Here is a 20425-nt window from a genome sequence, read left to right on the forward strand (position 1 = left end):
CGGCGTACGGACCGTTCTGGTCCTGACAACCGAAGTCCCGCAGCCCGTAGCTGCTGTCGTCGACGCACTTGCCCGTGGCGACGCTCTGCAGCACGACCGAGCCGTTGGGCTCCAGGAACATCGTGAACTGCTGGAAGGCGGCGTACGGACCGTTCTGGTCCTGACAACCGAAGTCCCGCAGCCCGTAGCTGCTGTCGTCGACGCACTTGCCCGTGGCGACGCTCTGCAGCACGTCGGTGCCGTTGGGCTGTCCCATGATGCGGAACTGCTGGAACCCGGCGTACGGACCGTTCTGGTCCTGGCAACCGAAGTCCCGCAGCCCGTAGTTGCTGTCGTCGATGCACTTGCCCGTGGCGACGCTCGTCAGCACCCACGTGCCGTTGGCGGCGTAGGGCTGCATCTGGTGGCCGACGGCCTTCGCCGACACCGTGCTGGCGCTCGCGCTGCTGACGCCCAGGCCGAGCGAGCCGATCAGGGCGACTCCGCCGACGGCGGCGACTGTCAACTTACGCATTTCGCGACCTTCCTTGTCCGATTTTCGGAGACCGACGCACATTCGCGGGAGGTCCTCCGTCGCACGTCAACCATGGTTGCCGAGCGTGCGGCGGGGCTCCATGGCGTTCGCTTTGCGTTTCGCCGCACCCCGCCTGCTCCCCTCCCGGCAGCTGAGGCACGACACATGACGAACCATCACCACAGAGGAGATGCTCGGCTGTGCGGGGCTCGCGCGCGAGCTCGCGGCGGACCGGCAGTCAGCGCCCGGGGCCCCTGACGGTGACGTGATGCCCATTTGCGAGACTCACCGGGTGACCACCTCGAATGACGCTGCTCGCGCGACCCTGCTCCGCCGGGGCTTCGCCCTGGAATACACGACGCTGGCCTGGAACGTGGTCGGCATCGTGGTCCTCGGTGTGGCCGCGATCTCCGCCCGCTCGGTCGCCCTGGCCGGATTCGGCCTCGACTCGCTGATCGAGATCGGCGCCTCCACCGTCGTGGTCTGGGAGTTGAGCGGCACCGGGGAGGAGAGGCAACGTCGCGCGCTTCGCCTGATCGGGATCGGCTTCTCCCTCCTGGCCGCCTACCTGCTGGTGCAGTCCACCCTCGTGCTCGTCGCCGGCTTCCACCCGCACCACTCAGCGCTCGGCATCGTGTGGACCGCGGTGACGGCCGCCGTGATGTTCGCGCTGGCCGCCGGCAAGGCCCGAACCGGCGCCGCCTTGGACAACCCGGTGCTCAAGACCGAGGGCAGAGTGACCCTGATCGACGGGCTGCTCGCCGCAGCGGTCCTGGTGGGCCTCGTGCTGAACAGCACGCTCGGCTGGTGGTGGGCCGACCCGCTCGCCGGCTACGTCCTGGTCTACTACGCCGCCCGCGAGACGAACGAGATCTTCTTCGCCCAGCACTGACCACCGGCTCCCGCAGGGGCAACTGCGGGCTGCCGTCTTGCCGAAGCGGTCAGACGCTGTGGAACGGGAGTCCGGCGTCGGTGACCAGGTCCTCGGAGTCGTCCGGCGGCAGCAGCGTGCCGGTCCCGTCGGTGACCGGCACGATGCCGAGCGCCAGCAACTCCTCCATCGCGGCGCTCCCGGCCAGGTCCCGGACCTGCAACTGGTAGCGGGCGGTGGTGCGGTAGGTACCGCCGGAGTCGTCGGAGGTCTTCTGCAGAAAGCCGGAGTCGACGAGGAAGGAGACGGCCTTGCCCACGATGCCGATGGTCGACCCGGCGAGGCGTCGGGCGTCCTTGGTCGCACCCGTCGCGCTGCGGCGGGCGTAGACCCGCCAGGCCGCCTCCAGGCCGGGCGCGTCGCTGACCGGGTCGGTGTTGTCCCCGGCGACGTCGGCCTGCTCCTCCAGGCGGCGGCAGGCCTGCCGGACGAAGGCGTCCACGCCGTTGACGGTGATCCGGCCGAGGTAGCCGTCGTCGGCGAGGTCCTCAGGGCGCGGGAACGCGAGCGCGGCGACGGCGAGGTGCGCCAGCCCGTGCAGGAAGCGGTCGGTGGCCTCGGACGCGGCGCGGCGCGAGTAGTCGCCCATCCGCACGGCGAAGACGCTGTCCTCGGCGGCTGCGACGGCCATGCCCGCCCGAGCGGAGACCTCCAGCACAATCAGGCCGAGCCCGGCCGCGACCGCGTCGGCGAGCCGCGCGAAGGCCGGGTCGTCCCGGTAACGCCGGATCAGCTCGGCGTACTCGGTGTCCCGGGACGGCAGCAGCTTCGGCTGCACGCCCAAGGAGACGAGCCGCGCGGCGTCGGCGACGTCGGCGGGGGTGATCGGTGCGGGACGGGAAGGACCTTCGGTGGAAGGCGCGTAGTAGATTTCGTCAGTCATCACTTCGGTCCTTCAAGGTATGCAGATGAAGCCGTTGCAACTCCCTCAGGGGCGCGGGGATCCGCGCGACAAGCCACCCCATGTGGTGAGTCATTGAACGTGCCGGGCCATCCGCCCAGGGTGGTTGATCGCGCGGTTCCCCGCGCCCCCAGGTACGGCATCAGCTCGCCTCCGTACGGTCCGCCGCCATGCCCACGGCATCCAGCAGCGCGCTGCCGACGATCAGGTCGGCTCCGCCGAACTCCTCGTCCTGCAGGCGCGTCCCGTCGTCGACGGCGAAGAGCAGCCGCTCCTCGCCCTGGCGGTACGCCGTGCCGACGGAGGGGCTTGCCGCGTGGACGGCCAGGAGGGTGACCAGGTACGGGAGTTCCGGGTCCGCCCGGCGCGCCTCGGCCAACAGGCCGGAGAGCCGACGGGGGGCGTCCGGGGGAAGGTCGAGCAGGGCGAGGGCGTGCTCCAACTGCTCGTCGGAGAAACGGCTGTCGTCCGGCGTGGAGATCAGGTCGGGCTCCGGGAGCTCCGCCCCCAGATGCTCGCGCTCGACCGGCGGGGTCAGCAGGACGTCGATCAGGTCGGTGAGGCGCACCGCGCCGGGCGTGCGCAGCCCCATGCCCTTGCGGAAGAACGCCGTGGTGACCGCCGAGGCCTGGTCCAGTGGCAGCGGGAGCACGGGGGCGAGCAACTGGCCATAGAGGTCGAGCCCGCTGCGCACGGTGAGCGTGGCGAAGGCCTGGCGGTCCTGCTCGGCGCGGAAGAGCGGACCGGCCTCCAGCAGGCGGGTCTGCAACTGGGTGTGCCGGCGGATGCAGTCCTTGACGATGTCGACCAGCTCGGCCGCACGCCGCCGGTGCTCGGGGTCCTCCGCCTCGTCGCGTGCCCTGCGGATATTGGTGAGGATCGCGTTCTCGTGGCGGTAGCGGTCGGCGATGTGCTCCAGCGCCTCGGCGATGAGGTCGGGGACGGTCTCCATCCAGTCGACCGCCCGGACGTTGCGGCGGGTCGCCTCCAGTGCGCGACGCAGCAACTCGCTGAACTGGACCGTGCGGTAGCGGGCCTGCTCGGCGGCCAGCTGCGCGTCGGCCAGGCGCCCGCGCCGGATCAGCACCTCCAGCTTGACCTCGGCGGCGATCTGCGCGGAGGTGACGTCGGTGTCCAGCGCGCCGACCAGGACGTTGACGGCCTCGTCGGTGGTGCGGAGGTAGACCCCGCCGTCGGTGCCAGGGACCTCCTCGATCAGCTTGAAGTCGTAGTCCCGGCGGATGTACGTGCCGTCGGACGCGAAGGTGCCGTAGACGGCGCGGAAGCCGCGGTCGACGCTGCCGACGTTGATCAGCGACTCGAGCACCCATTTGGCGACCCGCTCGTGCTCCCGCCAGGGGCGCTCGGGGGCCTGCGCGGCGACGCGCGGCTGGAGCCGGGCCAGGACCTCGTCCCGGTCGGCGCCGGTGTCGAAGTCCATGTGCAGGGTGACCAGGTCGATCGCGGAGAGCCCGACCTCGGCCATGCCGTAGACCGCGTACTCGCCGGCCAGGTTGGCCTTGCGGCTGTCGAGGTCGTGCAGCGGCGCGGTGCACGCCAAGGCGCGCAGCCGACGGGCGAGGCCCTCGTCGGCCGCCGGGCCCGGCGCTGGGCGTGCTGCTTCGGCGGTGGTGGTCACGGGGGCCTAGCGTAGAGGCTCGGACGGACAACGTCCCAAACGGCACGGATCATCCCGGTCTGTTCCGCATCATCACGAACGCGGTGGCGTGACCGACTTCCTCGCACTCTTCCTCACGCAGGCCCCCGTGTCCCGGATTTCCGTAGGGTCGTCCTAGTCTCCCCCGGCCGAGGCAGTGGCCAGTTCCGAGTCGGCGGTGACGGCCGCGGCCGTCTGCGCCTGCCCGAGGGCGAGCCAGCCGAGGCCGGCGAGTGCGCCGCCGACCAGCGGGAAGACGAGGAAGACCCAGAGCTGACTCAGCGCCCAACCGTGCTGGAAGATCGCCGTTGCCAGTGAACGCACCGGGTTCACCGAGGTGTTGCTGACCGGGATGGTCACCAGGTGCACCAGCACCAGCCCGACGCCCGCGACCAGTCCGCCCATCGGCACCGGGAAACCCTTGGCCGTCGTGCCGAGCACGACCACGGCGAAGACCGCGGTGGCAACGATCTCGGCCAGGATGACCGCACCGAGGTTGTAGTGGTCCGGCGAGTGGATGCCGTAACCGTTCGAGGCGAAACCGGCCTCGCTCACGGAGACGACGGTCGGTTTGCCGTCGACGCCTACCGCTGTGAAGCCGGGGCGGCCCTGGGCTACGGCCCAGATCAGCAGGGCACCGAAGAGGCCGCCGACGATCTGACCGCCGAGGTAGTACGGCACCAGTCGGCCGGGCGTCTTGCGGACCACGGCCATGGCCGCCGTGATCGCCGGATTGATGTGGCAGCCGGAGATCGGCCCGATCAGGTATGCGGCGACCGCCAGGCTGATGCCGAAGGCGAGGGCCACGCCGAGCACCCCGGCCCGGTCGGCGTCGAACACGGCGGTTCCCACGCCGCCGATGATCAGAATCGCCGTACCGAGAGCCTCGGCGAGGAAGATGCGTGTGTTTCCCATCGGTGCCTCCTTGTGGGAATGCCTTCGGGAAAGGTCTGGGTCACTACGGGTCTGGTCACTTCGGGTCTGGGTCGCTGGGGCCGTGCGTGGGACACGGCATACATCGGGAGCGTAGATCGACTGTTCGCACACGGCTGTTGGAGATCGTCCGCGCGGGTGATCTTTGCCGGATGGACCCGCCTCACTCGGCGAACCGCCGCGACAGCGGGGATGATGCCGCCGACCCACGGCCGTGTCGCCATGTCGATGTCTCTGTCTTCTCTGTCTTCTCTGTCGACATGTCACCGGCCACCGCGCCGCCGTTGCACCGCCTCCACGGCGCCGCTGCTCCGGAGCTGCCCCGAAGCGGCGGCGGAGCGGCATACGATCGCCGCAGGAGGTGCGCTGATCATGGATCTCAACGCCGACCTGGGCGAGGGTTTCGGCCGCTGGACGCTGACCGACGACGAGGCGCTACTACGGGTGGTGACCAGCGCCAACGTCGCCTGTGGCTTTCATGCGGGCGACCCGGTCACCATGCGCCGGGTCTGCGAGCAGGCCGCCGAGCGGGGGGTGCGGATCGGGGCGCAGGTCTCCTACCGGGACCTGGCGGGCTTCGGGCGGCGCGCGATGGACGTGCCGCGAGCCGAGCTGGCGGACGAACTGCTGTACCAGATCGGCGCGTTGGAGGTCTTCGCCCGGCAGGCCGGGGCGGCTGTCGCCTACGTGAAGCCGCACGGCGCGCTCTACAACCGCGCCGTGCACGACGTGGCGCAGGCGGGCGCCGTGGCGGACGCGGTCACCGGCTTCGCCCGGGCCTTCGGGCGCGAGCTGCCGCTGCTGGGCCTGCCGGATTCGGCGTTGCTCCGCGCCGCGGCCGACGCGGGCCTGCCGACGGTGGCCGAGGCCTTCGCCGACCGCGCCTACACACCCGAGGGCACACTGGTGCCGCGCGGCGAGCCCGGCGCGGTGCTGCAGGGAGCGGACGCCGTAGTCGCCCAGGCGCTGTCGATCGCTTCAGGCGGTGAAGTCGTCGCGCTCGACGGGACGCGACTGTCAGTGGCGGCTGCTTCACTGTGCCTGCACGGTGACACCCCGGGCGCGGCGGCGCTCGCGGTGCGGGTCCGTGCGGCTTTGGAGGCTGCGGGCGTGCGGATCCAGGCCTTTGCGTGAACCCGTCAGTGAGGCGAGGAGGCCGGATATCGGGGACGGAGTGCAGAGGATGGCGGTGACGGTCCGCCCGATGGGACTGCGGGCGCTGCTCGCCGAGGTGGGTTCGGACGAGCAGGTCGCCGCGCTGTTGGCTGATCTGACGGAACGTCAGCAGGCAGGCAGCCTGAACGCAGGTGCCGAGTTGGTCCCTGCGGCACGGACGGTGCTCGTCGACGGTCTGGCCGACGCGGGGCAGGTGCGCGCCCTGGCCCGGTGGCTGGGCGGCTGGCAGCCGCATGCGCTGCCGGTCGGCGAGGGGCCGCTGGTGGAGGTCCCGACCGTCTACGACGGCGAGGACCTGACCGACGTCGCGGCGCTGTGGGGCGTGCCGACCGGGGAGGCGACGCGCCTGCATGCGGCGTGCGAGTTCCGGGTGGCCTTCTGCGGGTTCGCACCCGGGTTCGCGTATCTGACGGGGCTGCCGGAACGGCTGGCGGTGCCCCGTCGGGCCACGCCGCGGACGCGGGTTCCGGCGGGTTCGGTGGCACTGGGCGGCGCGTACACCGGGGTGTACCCGGGGCCTTCGCCGGGCGGATGGCAGCTGATCGGACGGACGACGCTGCCGCTGTGGGACCCGTCGCGTGATCCGGCCGCGCTGCTGGCGCCGGGAACGCGCGTGCGGTTCACGGCGGTCCGGGCGAGCGCCGAGTCGGCCGGATCCATGGCCGGAGGGTCGGCTGCTAAGTCGCCCGAAGCGGTCGTTCCGGGCTCGGCCCGCGCGGTCACCGTCGTGCGGCCGGGGCCGTTGGCGACGGTGCAGGACGAGGGCCGCCCCGGAGTGGCGGCGCTCGGCGTGCCGCACGCGGGTGCGCTGGACCGGCCGGCGGCGGCGCGGGCGAACGCGCTGGTGGGCAACCCTGCGGACGCGGCCGTGGTCGAGGCGACGCTGGGCGGGATCGCCTTGCGGGCCGAGGCCGACGCCTGGGTCGCGGTCACGGGCGCGCCCGCGCCGGTCCGGGTCGGCGGTCGGACGGCGGCGTGGGGCGCGGCGGCCCGGGTCCGCGCCGGGGAGCTGATCGAGGTGCGCACGGTGACGACCGGGTTGCGGTGCTACCTCGCGATGGACGGCGGTTTCGCCGTGGCCCCGGTGCTGGGGAGCCGGTCCACGGACCTGCTCTCCGGGCTCGGCCCGGAGCCGCTCGCCGCCGGTGCGGTCCTGCCGCTCGGCCCGGCCGCCCCGGCCGGGGACGGGCCGCCGTCCGTGGACTGGCTGCCGCTCTCCGCGCCGACCGACCGGGACGAGGTGGTGCTGCGGCTCTCGCCGGGCCCGCGCCGGGACTGGTTCGACGCGGACGCGCTGCGCGTGCTGGCCGCTGCCCGGTACCGGGTGTCGCCGCAGAGCAACCGGGTCGGGCTCCGGCTGACGGACGGGCCCGCCCTGGTCAGGCGGCACGCGCCAGGGCAGGGTCTGAGCGAGTTGCCGAGCGAGGGCATGGTGCTGGGCGCGGTGCAGGTGCCGCCGGACGGGATGCCGGTGGTGTTCCTCGCCGACCACCCCACCACGGGCGGCTATCCGGTGATCGGCGTGGTCCCGGAGGCCGATCTGGCTGCCGCGGCCCAGGCCGTTCCGGGCGCGCCGGTCCGCTTCGTCCCGGTCTCCGGCCCGCTGCGCTGAGGGGCTACCAGCGCGCGGCAGGATACGCGCGCTCACTCGTTCGTGGGTTCGATTTGTGTTGCGCGGGACTTCGGGCCGTAACGGGTCCAGACTGCAACCGTCCGAAGAAATCAGCATGAGTTCAGCCTCAGTACGGAGGTGGTCGGCATGGTTGGCGGTACGGCCGGAACGCTGCTCGCCGTGGGCACGGCGAAGGGCCTTTTCCTGGCCCGGAGCAAGGACCGTCGGTCGTGGGAGTGGACGGGCCCCCACTTCCTGATGGAGGGCGTCTACTCAGTCGCCTTCGATCTGCGCGGCGACACACCACGGATCCTGGTCGGCGCCGACTCCAGCCACTGGGGCCCGTCCGTCTTCACCTCCGACGACTTCGGCGCCACCTGGCAGGAGCCGGCCAGGCCGGCCATCGGGTTCCCCGAGAGCACAGGAGCCTCGCTGGTCCGGGCCTGGCAGCTGCAGCCCGCCGGGCCGGACGAGCCGGGCGTCGTCTACGCGGGCACGGAGCCCGCCGCGCTGTTCCGCTCCGAGGACGGCGGCACGTCGTTCGCCCTGGTCGAGGCCCTGTGGCGGCATCCGCAGCGGGAGCAGTGGGGCGCGGGCTTCGGCGGCCAGGGCCTGCACACGATCATCCTCGATCCGCGCGACCCGGCACGGTTGACGATCGCGGTCTCCTCCGGCGGTGTCTACCGCTCCGCCGACACGGGCGCGAGCTGGGAGCCCGCGAACACCGGGATCGAGGCACGCTTCTTCCCGGAGGAGAACCGGCTGCCCGAGTTCGGCCAGTGCGTGCACAAGATCTCGACGGACGCGGTCGACCCGGACCGGCTCTACCTGCAGAACCACGGCGGCGTCTACCGCAGCGACGACGGCGGCGCGCTGTGGAAACGCATCGACGCGGGCCTGCCCGCCGACTTCGGCTTCCCCGTGGTCGCCCACCCGCACCGGGGCGACACCGCGTACGTGTTCCCGCTGGTGGCGGACTACGAGCGGCTCGCCCCCGAGCACCGCTGCCGGGTCTACCGCACCGACGACGCGGGCGAGACCTGGCAGGCGCTGGAGAAGGGCCTGCCGCAGGGCGAGCACTTCGGCATCGTGCTGCGCGACGCGCTCACCACCGACCAGGGCGAGCCGGCCGGCATCTACTTCGGCAACAAGAACGGCGAGGTCTACGGCAGCGCCGACGAGGGCGAGACCTGGGCGCTGCTCCACGAGCATCTGCCCACCGTGCTCTGCGTCCGCGCGGCCACGCTGGGCTGAACGCCGATGGACTCGACGGCGATGGGCTGAACGGTGGTCGGCAGAACGGCGACGGGCTGACGCTGCGTCGAGTACGGCGTCGGGTAGAGCATCGGGCAGGGCAGGGCGCGCAGTGCTGCGGCGGTCTGCTCGGCGGCGTCGTGGTCGAGCAGGTCGCCGCCACGGCTGTCGCGGCGCTCGGCCGCGGCGAGCCGGAGCAGGTCGGGCAGCAGATCGGTGCAGCGGTCGAGCACCCAACGCGTGCCCATGGTCGCCATCCAGAGGATCTGGGCGGTCCGGCTCGGGGCGATGCCGTCCGTGTCGAGGTCGGGGGCGGGTCCAACGGGCACGCCGCGCTCGGCGAGTTCGTGGTGGAACGCCCGGGCCAGAGCCCGGTGCCCGCTCTCGCTCGGGTGCAGCCGGTCCACGGACCACATGGCCGGGTCGTGGATCCAGTCGTGGTCGGCCACGCACACGTGGACGGCCTCGTAGCGGTCCGACAGCGCATGGACGACGGTGTTCACGCTCGCCATCCGCCGACCGAGCGGGCGGGCCAGTGCGGTGGGCAGCCCGAGCATGCGTCCGGGGTCGGGCAGGCAGGCGGTCAGCAGCACCGTCCCGTCCTCGACCAGGCTGCCGAAGGCGGTGTCGAGGTGCCGGGCGACGGCATGGATGTCATAGGTGGCCCGTAGCGTGTCGTTCACGCCGACCAGCACGGCGGCGAGGTGCGGCCGTCGGGCCCGGGCCTCGGGGAGCTGACGGCGCAGCACGTCGGCGGTCTGCGCGCCGCTGGTGGCGTGGTTGACGAAGGCGACGCCGTCGGGGCCCTCCGGCTCGGCGGTGAGGCTGTCGGCCAGCAGTGCCGCCCAGCCGCGCCAGCCGCCGGGGACGGGATCGCCGAGCCCCTCGGTGAGGGAGTCGCCGAGTGCGGAGACACGAAGTGGGGTCATCGCGGGGCTCCTTCCGGAGGTGCGCAGGGTGGGACTGCGGGTGGTGGGACGAGATCGGCGGCGAAGGGCGCGGCCGTCGCAGCCAGGCTCGTGGGCGCCGGTGCAGGCTCACTGGAGGGGACCTCGTGAGCAGCGAGGAAGGCGTCGACCGCGGTCGACCAGCCGAACTGCTCGGCCCGCGCCCGAGCAACGGCACGGCGTCGGTTCTCCGGTCGGTCCAGCAGCCGCTGGACGGCATCGGCGAAGGCTGCGCCGGTGTCCGCCGCCGGGAGGCCCGCCGGGCCGAGGATGGGAGGCAGGGCGGAGGAGGCACTGGCCACGACCGGGGTGCCGGAGGCCAGGGCTTCGAGTGCGGCGAGGCCGAAGGTCTCGACCGGCCCCGGGGCGAGGGCGACGTCGGCGGTGGCGAGGACGGCGGAGAGGCGTTCGGCAGAGGCGACATGGCCGAGCATTCGGGCGGGCAGCCCGTCCCGTTCGATGCGGGCGGCCATCCGGGCCCGCAGCGGCCCGTCGCCCGCCACGACCAGGACGGCGGGCACGCCTCGACTGCGCAGCTCGGCCAGGGCGTCGAGCGCCCGCTCGGGGCGCTTCTCCGGGGAGAGACGGGAGCAGAGGACCAGCAGGATCTCCCCGGGCCGCGCCCATGAGGCGCGCAGCGCCGGGTCGTGGCAGCCGGGGTGACGTATCGTCAGATCGACGCCGAGCGGCGCCAGGACGAGGTTGGGTGTACCGATGCGACGGAACTCGGCCGCGGCCCAGTCCGTGGTGCAGATGATCCGGGTATAGGCGCGGGCGCTGCGTGCGTTGAGTCGGTCCGCGGCGCGGCTCGCCACCGGGCCGGGCACGCCCCAGACCCGCAGCACGCCGTCGAGACTCTCGTGGGAGACCATCGCGGAGGGGACGCCGTGGTCGTGTGCCCAACGGCCGGTCCAGCGCAGCGTGGTCCGGTCGGAGACCTCCAGCCGGTCCGGGCGGAGCCGGGCCAGGAGGTCTGCCACCCGGGCGCGGTCCCGCAGCACCCGGTAGCCGCCCATACCGGGGACGAGCGGGGCGGGCAACGTGATCACCCGGCCCTGCTCGGTCTCCTGATCGGACGCCTCCGGGCCGGGAACGACCAGGACGGGTCGGTGTCCGGCCGCCAGGAAGCCCTCCCCCAGGCGGCGCAGCGCGGTGCGCAGGCCGCCCGAGGTGGGGGTGACGAAGTTGGCGACGCGGACGATGCGGAGTCCCATGGCCGCGCCCCCTACGCCGCCGCAGGAGCGGCAGGCGTGGGCGGGGCGGGCGTGGGCTCCAGTGTCGTGGGCTCCGCGGTCGTGTCCGCGTCCGCCGCAGGACCGACCGCGCCGACATAGGACACGGGCCGCGACGTTCCCGCAGTGCGCGCCGCACCCGTCGTGTCCGTCGTGCCCGACGTGCCCGACGTGTCCGCAGTGCCGATGACGTGCCGGTAGTGCTCGATCAGCTCGTCACCGACGGACTGCCAGGTACGCGACTCGACCTCGGCCCGGCCTGCCGTGCCGAAGCGGGCGCGCAACTCCGGATCGGCCGCCAGCTGTTCGACCGCCCGGGCCACCGCCGTTCCGTCACGCGGCGGTACCAGGAAGCCGGTGCGCTGATGGGCGATCAGGTCCAGCGGTCCGCCGACCGCCGGGCCGACGACCGGGATGCCACTGGCCATGGCCTCCTGGATGGTCTGGCAGAAGGTCTCCATCGGTCCGGTGTGCGCGAAGACGTCGAACGAGGCGTAGAGCGCGGCCAGTTCGTCGCCGGTGCGGCGGCCGAGGAAGACGGCTCCCGGCAGACTCTGCCGCAGGGCCTGCTCGCTCGGTCCGTCGCCGACGACGACGACCCGGACGCCGGGCAGTGCCACGGTCTGCGCCAGCAGGTCGACACGCTTCTCGGGGGCCAGTCGGCCGACGTAGCCGACCAGCACCTCGCCGCCGGGGGCGAGTTCCCGTCGCAGCGCCTCGTCGCGGTGGCGCGGGTGGAACCGCACCGAGTCGACGCCGCGCCGCCACAGGTGCACCCGGGGGATGCCGTGTGCGGTGAGGTCCTGCGCGGCGGGGGTGGACGGGGCCAGGGTCCGGTCAGCGGCGCAGTGGACGGTGCGCAGCCGCCGCCAGGCCGCCGCCTCGCCGAGCGTGCTGCCCGCCCGGTAGGCGCGCGCGTACCCGGCGATGTCGGTCTGGTAGACCGCGACCGTCGGCAGACCGAGGCGCTCGGCCGCCGCCATGCCGCGCGCACCGAGCAGGAACGGGCTGGCCAGGTGGACCACGTCCGGCCGGTGCCCGGCGATCAGCTGCTCCAGCTTGCGGCTGGGCAGGGCGATACGGACCTGTGGGTACCCGGGCAGCGGGATCGCCGGGACCCGGACGACCGGGCAGGGGTCGGGCGCCCCGACCGGACCGGCCGGGGCGGGAGTGATGACGAGGGGTTCGTGGCCGCGCCGGATCAGGTGTTCCGCGGTGCGGAGCACGGAGTGGGCGACGCCGTTGATGTCGGGCGGGAAGGACTCGGTGACGAGGACGACACGCATGACTGCGTTATTCCGAGCCGCGGCGTGCAGGGGGGCACGTCGATCTGACCGACCGGCGAACGCCGCGCGAATCCTCTCTCGCTGCGCGTACGCACCGCCACGAGCTGCGGGATTGCTGGGGCCCGGGTGGCGCGACCGACACCGGGGACGGTCCGGCACGCCGCCGCGTGCCCACTACCGCTCGCCACGCTCCGTCCGCTGCTGGCCACCCGCCGGCCACCACCCGCTGCACGCCGCAACCAGCGTCCGGCCCCGCGGCCCCCGGCCCAGCCGTCAGCCAGAGCTGAGGCGGCCCCGGACGGCGGCGTGGACCTCGGCCTTCTCGCCGGGATCGGCGGCGAGGCGGCGCAGGCGGTCGAGGACCCGGCCGTCGCCCTTGGTGAGCACGTGCCGCGCGGCCAGCTCGCGGGTGGCCTCCTCGCAGTCCCAGAGGCACTCGACAGCCGCGCCGGTCGCGAAGTAGGGGTCGATCACGGCGAGTCCGCGTGCCGCGCTCAGGCGAAGCTGGGAACAGACCGTCTCCGCGTAGATGTGCCGGAGCACCGACACCGCCTGACCGGCCTCCAGCCGGCCGACGCCCTCGACGAGGGCGCACAGGTCGTCGCCGTCCGCGCCCGTGTCCGAGACCCGCTGGTGCAGGGCGTTGACCACGAGTGGCGCGTCCTCGGGGCCGCCCACACACGCGAGGAGTTTGGCAGCGGTCCGGGCGAGACGACCACCGGCAGGTCGCGCGGCCCAGGCACGGGCGTGGACGAGGATGCGCGCGCCGCGCATCCGACCCAGGGTGTCCAGGGCGAAGTCGGCGATCGGCTCCGACAGGTCCTCGGCGGCGAGCTCGATCAGTTCGGGAGCGCACACGTCGTCGTTCTCGGCCAGGTGGCGCAGGGCCGCGCAGCGTGCACCGGTCGCAGCGGTCCGCGCGGTGTCGCGGAGCAGCGGCGCGTCGGCCGGCCCGGCCACGGCGGCGAGCAGCCGGGCGCCCGCGGCGGCGCGGCGGACTGCGGCCCGGGCCTCGGCGCGGTCATCAGCGCCGCGGCCGGCGTCGGCCCTCTGGCTCGGAACGCCGCTGCCCGCGTCCGCCCAGGCGAGGACGGCGGCGGTGCTCCACTCCGGCGTCTCCGGGCGGTCCAGCTGGCGCTGCCACAGGTCGAAGGGGGCCCGCTCGGTGGCCGCGGCGACGCGGGGATGGTCGGCCGCCCACAGGTGCCAGGGCCTGGGCTCGTAGGCATCACGGACGGCCGCGCGCAGAGCGGCGTCGCCCTCGGGGTCCTCGGGGAAGCGGTCCAGCACGGCGGCGGCGAGGGCGCGCAGGCCGTCGTCAGTCTCCCGCACGGCCAGTTCGTCCAGGGCCCAGGCCCAGTTGCTGCCGTGCGCGGCGTAGCGGTGCAGCAGCTGCAGCGCGTCGCGGCGGCCGTAGCCGACCAGGCGTCCCAGCACGGCGAGGGTCAAACCGGTGCGTGACTCGCACTCGTCGAGGGTGTCCCAGGCGCAGAAGAGGTGCTCCTCCAGGCCGGTCAGCGGCGCCTCCAGCTCCATGTAGAGGCGTGCGTAGTACAGGGAGCGGTTCTCGACCTGCCAGTCGCGGCGGGGGTCTCTGGTGACGCACTCGTCCAGGGCGGCGAGCGCTTCGTGACGCTCGGCCGCCAGAGCGTGCAGGGTGCCGTCCCCGCGGCCCCGCTGAAGCAGGCCGAGAAGGGAGGCGCTGGGCGCTATCGCGGGCTCGAACATGAGGTCAGCATCCGTTGCGGCGGTCCTGGTGGCAATGGAATTTCGTGCACCCGGCGGTGGCCGGGTCGGTTCGGGTCCGCGACGGTGGCCGCGGGTGGATTGTGTCACCGGCCGTCGGGCTCGTCAGCCGGAAGCACGGAATCTTACCGTCCGTGTGCACTCTCCGCACACACGGACAAGGTCACCCAGATCGTTCGTGGACGCTCACCGGTGGACTCGAGGCCTGCGTGTCCACGGTGGCACGATCTTGCGGCATATGCCAAAGGCAAAACTTGGTCCTACTTCCCGGAAAGCCACCCCCCGTCGCAACGCGCTGTGCGAGAGTCGTGACGGTCAGCGGGTCACCCCAAGCAACCGTGGGACGCCATGCACCCCCAACTCCCTCCCCCGTCGCTTCCGCAGCAGCTGGCTGCGGTCCGCGCACAGCTGGAGGCCTCGATCGCCGACTGCCGGGACCGCTCCGAGCGGGCACTGCTCGCGCACGCCTGTTCGCACCTGGCTGAACTGGAGCGGTGCACCGCCGCGCTCACCCTCGACGCGCCCGTGGCCCGGCCCGCGAGTGGGCACGGGGGCGGGCCGGGGGCTGCCGAGGGTGGCGCGCTGCTGGGCGACGCGGAGTGGGACCTGGTCCACGACGCGGTGGACTGGTCCGCCGAGATGTACCGGATCTTCGCCCGGGCACCGCACGAGGGCCCGCTGACCCTCGATCAACTCCCGGGCGCGCTGCACCCCGAGGACCGCCGGACGGTCTCCGGGCTGCTCACCGCCGCGCTGGTCGACGGCAAGCCGATAGACGCCGAGTTCCGGCTCCAACTCGGCGACGGCACGGTGCGGTCGGTCCACTGCGTGGGCGCGCCCCAACTCGCCGCGGACGGTTATGTCGAGGCCGTCTGGCTGGCGCTACGCGACCTCGGCCGCACACCAGCGTGAACGGCACCGCAGCCTGAACGGCCGGATCGGCATCCGGCCGAGCCGTTCCCGCTGCGGCTAGACGATCTGCGGCTTGACCGGGCGAGGCATGACCTGGGAGATCTCCGTCCGCAACTCGGAGACCGCGGGCAGCTTCTCGTAGCGCGCGGTCAGCCGGTACATCTGGCGCAGCCGGTCCCAGGTGCGGTGCGAGGACATCTCGCTGGTGGCGCTGAGCGCGAGCTGCGCGTAACGCTGTGCCTCGTCGGGCTTGTTCGCCAGGTAGCAGGCGGATGCCATGGAGATGTTGTCGAAGAGCATCGACCGCTCGTGCCCGCCCGAACGCAGTTGGAGAGCCAGGTGCGCGTGGCGCTGCGCCAGCGGGGATGCGGTGGGGTCGTGGTCGGCCAGCGTGCGATAGGTGAGCGCCTGCATGCCGTGCAGATCGGCAAGGTCGAAGAACTGCAGCCAACTGGGGCCAGGATCGCCCTTGTCCTGCGCGAACAGGTCCTCGGCCTCCCCCAGCGTGCGACGCGTCGCCTGGCTGTGGCCCAAAGACGCGTGCGCCCAGGCCTCGACGGTGCGCAGCATGGCGCGGGTGCGCGGCAGAGTCTCCCTGTCCGTCCCGGCGTCCGCCACCCGCATCAGGTCCAGTGCGTCGCCGGGGCGGCCCAGGTGGACCATCTGACGCGCCGCGCGCGCCAGGGCCTCGCTGGCCCGCGGCCGGTCCTCGGACTCGCGGGAGGCGTGGACGGCCATGACGAAGTACTTCTGCGCCGTCGGCTCCAGACCGACGTCGTGCGACATCCACCCGGCCAGTACGGCCAGGTTGGCTGCGACGCTCCACAACCGGCGTCGCAGGTAGTCGGGGTGATCGTAGGTCAGCATGCCGCCGACCTCGTTCAACTGGCCGACCACCGCCTTGCGCTGCAACCCGCCGCCACGTGAGGCGTCCCACTGGCGGAACACCTCGACGGAGGCCTCCAGTGCCTTGACCTCCTCCTCGCCGACAGGCCCCGCCTCGTAGAAGTCGAGCGCGGGCAGCGCCGAGGGGCTGCGCACCACCGTGGCGGAGTCACCCGGTGGCGGCGTGGCGGCCGGCGAGCGCATCCAGTCGTACATGGGGTTGGCGATCACGGCGCCCGCGGCGAGCGCGGTGCTCGCTCCCATCAGTCCGCGTCGATTGAGCATGAGGTCCATTCCCGTGAACTCGGTGAGGACCGCGGCCGTCTGCCCTGGTGACGGTCTCGAGCTGTCGGGCGTGCCTCCTCGCACGCCCGGCCCGTTGTTCCGCTCCCGTGCTAAGCCGAGGTCCTCCGGCGTGACAACTCGACCGAGCTGCTCACTGAACAGAGCCGCGAGAATGCGTGGCACCGGATCACGCGGGATCTCCCCGCGCTCGATCCAGCGGCGCACCCGTGAGGTGTCGGTCGACAGCTGCTGCTGACCGGCCGCCGCCCCACGGCGGTTGACCATCCGCGCCAACTCGCCCTTGGACCAACCCGTGAGGGCGAAAAGGTCGGCGAGTCGGGTGTTCGGCCCTCTGTTCACGTCAAGCCCCCAGGTTCCTCGGCGCTTTCGAGGCTAGCCACCCGTCATGTGCCAGGCGAGCATTCGCCAGGGTTCGCCAGGGTTCGCTAGCTGCCACGCTCCCGGTGACTCGGTGTGTTGTAGAGACGCGCCACCTCGACCTGGTCGGTTCGCCGGCCGGACCTCCGGGTTACGGGTGTGGCGTATGGGGTGGCGCGCAGTCGCCACGCGCCAGGGCTGGCCCGGGAGACGCAACTCCCCAGGGTGCGCCGACCGGGTTCCGGCCCGTTCGGCGGCAGCGCGCCACCCCACCAGCGGTCGACCCACCCCCGGCCGACCGGCGGCAGCCCGCCACCGGCACACGAAGGGACCAGGACCCACCTCATGTACTCACAGGCTCTCTCTCCCGCCCCGGTGTCCCGCCCCCAGCAGCCCTCCGTCCCGGGCCCACTGCGGCGTCGGCCCGCCATCGGGCTGGACCCCCGCGGCCGTGAGCAGGGCAGCGGTCAACTCCAGGCCCGTCCGGCCCACCCGGCCCAGCAACTCCGTCGCCCCGTTCCGGCGCAGGCCCGGCCCGCCGCCGCGCCGCGCACGGAGAACCCGGCCGATCGCTCGCCGCAGGTCCGCGCCGCGCTGGCCCACATCGCGCGGATATCGCCCTCCTTCGTCCCGCGCCAGCTGATTCGCGACGGACGACACGTGCTGATCGCCGGTACCGCCGGCCGCACCCCGGTGGTGGCGAAGTGCCTGGCGCGGCCTGGCGATGACGTCGAGGGCACGATCCAGTTCCAGCGTGAGATCGCCACCTACCGAGCCTTCGTGCGTCACCGTCCGCCGGCGCGCCAGCCCAAGCTGGTCGCCGCCGACAGCGAGCGCTGCGTGCTGCTGATGGAGCGTGTCCCCGGCCGACCGGCCGCGCGGGAGCGCCACCCCTCCAACGCACCGACGCCGGGCGAGGTCCGGGCGATCGTCGGCGCGGTCCGCGCGCTCAACCTGTGGCGCCCGCCGACGGACGTCTTCGACCGTCCGCTGGACTACGGGCGTGAGGTGGCCCGCTATCACGCGCTGGGCCTGCTGACCGACCGTGACGCCAGCGACCTGCAGCAGCTGCTGCACGGACTGGCCCACCAGCCCTGGCAGTTCTGCCATGGCGACGCGCTGCTGACCAACGTGCTGCTGGCCCCGTCCGGCCCGGTCCTGGTCGACTGGGAGCAGTCCGGGTGGTACCTGCCCGGTTACGACCTGGCCGTGCTCTGGACGGTCATGTCAGGCGATACGGGCGCGCGGCGTCAGCTGAGCCAGGTCGCCCAGGCCGGTGGCACGCTGCCGCGCGACGCGTTCCTGGTCAACCTGATCCTGCTGCTGATGCGGGAGCTGCGCCGCCACGACGTGCCGGGCGCGAGCGAGGAGCAGCGCATCCTGATCCGACGCCTGCACGAGGACGCCGCGTTGGCACGGCGTGCGGTCCGCGCCGCGGTCGGAACGCGCTGAACGGGTCGGTCGGCAGCTCCCGGGCCGACCGGCCGCCGCAACGCGGCCGACGAGGTCAGCTGAGTGACCGACCCGCTTCGGCGAGGAGGACGTCCTCCCGGGGCAGCAACGCGCGCAGACTCACCGCATCCCGGAGCTGGCGCTCCAAGGGCCAGCCACGGGTCAGGCCCTGCGTGCCGGAAAGATCGACGCAGTGGCGCACGATTCCCAGCGCCCTCTCCGCCACCCGTGGCGCCAGCAGGGCCGCACGACGCGTCGCGTCGGGGGTGCCGACGTTCCGGCCCCCGTTCGGGTCCTCGGCGTCGACAGACCGGGTGTCGAGAGACAAGGCGTCGAGAGAGCGGGCGAGAGCGGTCAACAGCTCCTCGGACTCGGCCAGTTCGACCTCCAGCCGGCCGAGCTCCGCCAGCGGCAACTCCTTGATGCTCCGCCGCAGCCAGGCTCGCGCGGAGGAGGCGACACCCACGGCGACGGCCGCCACCGCAAGGCGACGCGCGGCCTCGTCCCGCCGACCCGGTGCGGCCAGTCGGGCTTCCTCATCGAGCATGACGTCCTCGAATCCGACGTCCTGGACGGCCCGCGCGCGAAGTCCGAACTGCTCGGTGCCCGGTTCGACGATCAGCCCTGGCGCATCGCCGGGCAGTAGAAACGTTGCAGCGCCCTCGCCCCGGTCGTCGCCGGTGGCGTCGCCATCGGCTTCGGTGACGAATGCGTCGACCGTCATCCAGTGCAACGCCTCGGCCCCGGGGACGGACGGCTCGTGGCCCGTCAGCTGCCAACCGTCCGCCGTCCGCTCCGCACGCACGCCGGAGCGGCTGCGCAGCGTCCCGGCGAGCGCCGGGCCGCGCTTCGACTCCGCCAGCAGCGCCTGGTACGCGCCGGACGGCCAGCGCGGCGACCGGTCCTCGGCTGCGTGGACGAGCAGGGTTTCCGCTGCCAGCAGCGCCACCGACGGGTCGCCGCTGCCAAGCGCGGCAAGCAGGCCGACCGTCTGCGCCAGGCCGGCCGCCGGTCCGCCGTGGCGTTGCGCCACCGTCACGGTCAGCAGTCCGGCCGCATGCAGGGTCTCGATCCCCTGGTAGGGGAAGTCGGCCTCGCGGTCCTGCTCCTCGGCTCGCGCGGCGAGCAGGTCGACGACACGCGGAAGCGCCGCCATCACCCGGGCCAGCATCTCTGCCTGCGCCGCGCCGGAGCTCGACGGAGCACGCCGGGCCGAGGAGGGTGACGGGGTCGCGGGGGACGACGCGTTCGAGGGGGTGCGGTTCGGGGTCACGGTCTCGGTCCGACTCGGCTCAGACCTGGAACATGTCCGCGGGCAGCGGCTTGAGCAGCTTGTAGAGGTCCTCGCTGATCGGCCGGTCCCAGGTGACCACGGTGACCTGGATGTCGTCGCTCCGCCCGAACTGCACGCAGGCGAGACGGCCCTCGGTCAGCTTGACCTTCTTCACGATCAGCAGCGCGTCGTCCAGCATCACCGGGAAGTCCTCGGTGTCGAGCACCCCGACCGGCTCGTCGTTGCCGACGGCCGCCAGCATCTGCCGCACCTCGAACGGGACCCCGTCCTCCGGCTCGCGGGCGGGGGAACCCGGCCGCAGGTTGCCGATCAGCATCGACGGGCCACGGCCGCCCATCAGGTCGTAGCGCAGCACCACGCCCTGGCAGGTGCCGTCCTCCGGGTCACTGAGCAGGACGGCGCCGAGGTCTCCAGGCCAGTCGCCCGGGTCCATCGCGAGAACGTCGAAATCCGGGCCTGCGGGGGTGCCGGAGCGGCGGCGAAGGAAAGCCATGGGGCAATCGTACGTGTCCGTGAACGTCGAGAACGCGTGGCCTGGCCCGGGATTCCCTTCTGGCCCCGTTCCGGCTCCGTTCCGATCCCTGGGACCACGTTCCGGGAGACGAGATTCCGGGTTGACGAGCCGATCACGTTCCGATTACGGTCGGCGACATGCAGAGACGTTCGCGTTTGGTGAGCAGGGGTCATATCGACCTGCTTCGCGTGGCGTCGGCCGCCTGTCGGTGCTGCATCCCGAGCCGTTGACGCCTCGCAGACATCGAAGTCCAGAGAAGTCCGGCAGCTCCGGCGATCACTCCAAGGATTCACCCAAGGATCAGCCCCGGATCGACCGTGCGCCTGAAGACGGCCCTCCTCGTCCACCAATCTTGCTTCGACCCGGAACCATCAAAAAACCGTGGGACTCGCCTGCCGTGCCATGACCGGCAGGGGCAGGCGGGCCCGCCTCGCACCGCGTGGGGGCGTGTGCTGGCGGGCTGGGCGCCGCGTCGACCCCGGGGGGGTGGTCGACGCGGCGCCCGCATCAGATCGG

Annotated in this window: 18 protein-coding genes; 7 read left to right on the forward strand and 11 right to left on the reverse strand. The window is 72.8% G+C overall.

Annotation, left to right across the window (positions count from 1 at the left end; all coding sequences use genetic code 11):
• The coding region (locus tag ABH928_RS19180; protein ID WP_370067978.1) for a hypothetical protein at positions 1 to 514 on the reverse strand (514 nt) is incomplete at its 3' end.
• A 292-nt stretch (positions 515 to 806) separates the two neighbouring features.
• On the opposite strand from ABH928_RS19180, the gene ABH928_RS19185 reads away from it, so the two are divergent.
• On the forward strand, positions 807 to 1406 hold the full coding sequence (locus tag ABH928_RS19185; protein WP_370067980.1) for a cation transporter: 600 nt from the start codon (positions 807 to 809) through the stop codon (positions 1404 to 1406).
• 49 nt (positions 1407 to 1455) lie between these two features.
• On the opposite strand, the gene ABH928_RS19190 is transcribed toward ABH928_RS19185, so the two are convergent.
• The 3 genes from ABH928_RS19190 to ABH928_RS19200 all read right to left on the reverse strand — a co-directional run bounded on the left by ABH928_RS19190 (position 1456) and on the right by ABH928_RS19200 (position 4918).
• Complete coding sequence (locus ABH928_RS19190) at positions 1456 to 2328, reverse strand: hypothetical protein (protein WP_370067982.1); 873 nt, start codon at positions 2326 to 2328, stop codon at positions 1456 to 1458.
• A 160-nt stretch (positions 2329 to 2488) separates the two neighbouring features.
• Positions 2489 to 3985, reverse strand: coding sequence for a hypothetical protein (locus ABH928_RS19195; RefSeq protein ID WP_370067984.1), 1497 nt, complete (start codon positions 3983 to 3985; stop codon positions 2489 to 2491).
• 153 nt (positions 3986 to 4138) lie between these two features.
• On the reverse strand, positions 4139 to 4918 hold the full coding sequence (locus ABH928_RS19200) for an aquaporin (RefSeq protein WP_370067986.1): 780 nt from the start codon (positions 4916 to 4918) through the stop codon (positions 4139 to 4141).
• Positions 4919 to 5308: 390 nt separating this feature from the next.
• Between ABH928_RS19200 and ABH928_RS19205 the strand changes: the two genes are divergently transcribed.
• The 3 genes from ABH928_RS19205 (at position 5309) to ABH928_RS19215 (ending at position 8978) form a co-directional block, all read left to right on the forward strand.
• Complete coding sequence (locus ABH928_RS19205; RefSeq protein ID WP_370067988.1) at positions 5309 to 6070, forward strand: LamB/YcsF family protein; 762 nt, start codon at positions 5309 to 5311, stop codon at positions 6068 to 6070.
• A 70-nt stretch (positions 6071 to 6140) separates the two neighbouring features.
• Positions 6141 to 7724: a 5-oxoprolinase/urea amidolyase family protein gene (locus ABH928_RS19210; protein WP_370068325.1), complete on the forward strand. Its 1584-nt coding sequence runs from the start codon at positions 6141 to 6143 to the stop codon at positions 7722 to 7724.
• A gap of 147 nt (positions 7725 to 7871) precedes the next feature.
• Positions 7872 to 8978 (forward strand): WD40/YVTN/BNR-like repeat-containing protein, encoded by a 1107-nt coding sequence (locus ABH928_RS19215; RefSeq protein ID WP_370067990.1) that lies wholly within the window; start codon positions 7872 to 7874, stop codon positions 8976 to 8978.
• Here ABH928_RS19215 and ABH928_RS19220 read toward each other — a convergent pair.
• The 4 genes from ABH928_RS19220 to ABH928_RS19235 form a co-directional block, all read right to left on the reverse strand.
• Positions 8888 to 9907 carry an SGNH/GDSL hydrolase family protein gene (locus tag ABH928_RS19220; RefSeq protein WP_370067992.1) on the reverse strand — a complete coding sequence of 340 codons (1020 nt, stop codon included), beginning with the start codon at positions 9905 to 9907 and terminating at the stop codon, positions 8888 to 8890. The two genes, ABH928_RS19215 and ABH928_RS19220, sit on opposite strands and share 91 nt — an antisense overlap.
• A complete protein-coding gene (locus tag ABH928_RS19225; RefSeq protein ID WP_370067994.1) occupies positions 9904 to 11139 on the reverse strand; it encodes a glycosyltransferase in 1236 nt (411 codons plus the stop codon). Before ABH928_RS19225 ends, ABH928_RS19220 begins: the two co-directional genes overlap by 4 nt.
• A gap of 11 nt (positions 11140 to 11150) precedes the next feature.
• Positions 11151 to 12443 carry a glycosyltransferase family 4 protein gene (locus tag ABH928_RS19230; RefSeq protein ID WP_370067996.1) on the reverse strand — a complete coding sequence of 431 codons (1293 nt, stop codon included), beginning with the start codon at positions 12441 to 12443 and terminating at the stop codon, positions 11151 to 11153.
• 273 nt (positions 12444 to 12716) lie between these two features.
• Entirely contained in the window at positions 12717 to 14171 is a 1455-nt protein-coding gene (locus ABH928_RS19235; RefSeq protein ID WP_370067998.1) for a HEAT repeat domain-containing protein, read from the reverse strand.
• 366 nt (positions 14172 to 14537) lie between these two features.
• On the opposite strand from ABH928_RS19235, the gene ABH928_RS19240 reads away from it, so the two are divergent.
• The gene (locus ABH928_RS19240; RefSeq protein ID WP_370068000.1) at positions 14538 to 15101 is read left to right on the forward strand and encodes a PAS domain-containing protein; all 564 of its coding nucleotides are present in this window, start codon (positions 14538 to 14540) and stop codon (positions 15099 to 15101) included.
• A 57-nt stretch (positions 15102 to 15158) separates the two neighbouring features.
• On the opposite strand, the gene ABH928_RS19245 is transcribed toward ABH928_RS19240, so the two are convergent.
• Complete coding sequence (locus tag ABH928_RS19245) at positions 15159 to 16631, reverse strand: hypothetical protein (RefSeq protein WP_370068003.1); 1473 nt, start codon at positions 16629 to 16631, stop codon at positions 15159 to 15161.
• A gap of 363 nt (positions 16632 to 16994) precedes the next feature.
• Between ABH928_RS19245 and ABH928_RS19250 the strand changes: the two genes are divergently transcribed.
• Positions 16995 to 18101, forward strand: coding sequence for an aminoglycoside phosphotransferase family protein (locus tag ABH928_RS19250; RefSeq protein ID WP_370068005.1), 1107 nt, complete (start codon positions 16995 to 16997; stop codon positions 18099 to 18101).
• A 55-nt stretch (positions 18102 to 18156) separates the two neighbouring features.
• Here ABH928_RS19250 and ABH928_RS19255 read toward each other — a convergent pair whose 3' ends face one another.
• Together ABH928_RS19255 and ABH928_RS19260 are read right to left on the reverse strand one after the other, a co-directional pair.
• Positions 18157 to 19374 (reverse strand): acyl-CoA dehydrogenase family protein, encoded by a 1218-nt coding sequence (locus ABH928_RS19255; RefSeq protein WP_370068007.1) that lies wholly within the window; start codon positions 19372 to 19374, stop codon positions 18157 to 18159.
• Positions 19375 to 19393: 19 nt separating this feature from the next.
• The gene (locus tag ABH928_RS19260; RefSeq protein ID WP_370068009.1) at positions 19394 to 19888 is read right to left on the reverse strand and encodes a hypothetical protein; all 495 of its coding nucleotides are present in this window, start codon (positions 19886 to 19888) and stop codon (positions 19394 to 19396) included.
• 158 nt (positions 19889 to 20046) lie between these two features.
• On the opposite strand from ABH928_RS19260, the gene ABH928_RS19265 reads away from it, so the two are divergent.
• Positions 20047 to 20139, forward strand: coding sequence for a putative leader peptide (locus tag ABH928_RS19265; protein ID WP_370068011.1), 93 nt, complete (start codon positions 20047 to 20049; stop codon positions 20137 to 20139).
• Positions 20140 to 20425 lie beyond the last annotated feature (286 nt).

The organism is Streptacidiphilus sp. MAP5-3, from assembly GCF_041262505.1.
Lineage (GTDB): Bacteria > Actinomycetota > Actinomycetes > Streptomycetales > Streptomycetaceae > Streptacidiphilus.

Coding starts and splice junctions, on each gene's coding strand:
- ABH928_RS19205 (WP_370067988.1), top strand. CDS start 5,309: ATGGATCTCAACGCCGACCTGGGCGAGGGTTTCGGCCGCTGGACGCTG.
- ABH928_RS19200 (WP_370067986.1), bottom strand. CDS start 4,918: ATGGGAAACACACGCATCTTCCTCGCCGAGGCTCTCGGTACGGCGATT.
- ABH928_RS19225 (WP_370067994.1), bottom strand. CDS start 11,139: ATGGGACTCCGCATCGTCCGCGTCGCCAACTTCGTCACCCCCACCTCG.
- ABH928_RS19190 (WP_370067982.1), bottom strand. CDS start 2,328: ATGACTGACGAAATCTACTACGCGCCTTCCACCGAAGGTCCTTCCCGT.
- ABH928_RS19220 (WP_370067992.1), bottom strand. CDS start 9,907: ATGACCCCACTTCGTGTCTCCGCACTCGGCGACTCCCTCACCGAGGGG.
- ABH928_RS19250 (WP_370068005.1), top strand. CDS start 16,995: ATGTACTCACAGGCTCTCTCTCCCGCCCCGGTGTCCCGCCCCCAGCAG.
- ABH928_RS19265 (WP_370068011.1), top strand. CDS start 20,047: ATGCAGAGACGTTCGCGTTTGGTGAGCAGGGGTCATATCGACCTGCTT.
- ABH928_RS19235 (WP_370067998.1), bottom strand. CDS start 14,171: ATGTTCGAGCCCGCGATAGCGCCCAGCGCCTCCCTTCTCGGCCTGCTT.
- ABH928_RS19215 (WP_370067990.1), top strand. CDS start 7,872: ATGGTTGGCGGTACGGCCGGAACGCTGCTCGCCGTGGGCACGGCGAAG.
- ABH928_RS19260 (WP_370068009.1), bottom strand. CDS start 19,888: ATGGCTTTCCTTCGCCGCCGCTCCGGCACCCCCGCAGGCCCGGATTTC.
- ABH928_RS19240 (WP_370068000.1), top strand. CDS start 14,538: ATGCACCCCCAACTCCCTCCCCCGTCGCTTCCGCAGCAGCTGGCTGCG.
- ABH928_RS19210 (WP_370068325.1), top strand. CDS start 6,141: ATGGGACTGCGGGCGCTGCTCGCCGAGGTGGGTTCGGACGAGCAGGTC.
- ABH928_RS19230 (WP_370067996.1), bottom strand. CDS start 12,443: ATGCGTGTCGTCCTCGTCACCGAGTCCTTCCCGCCCGACATCAACGGC.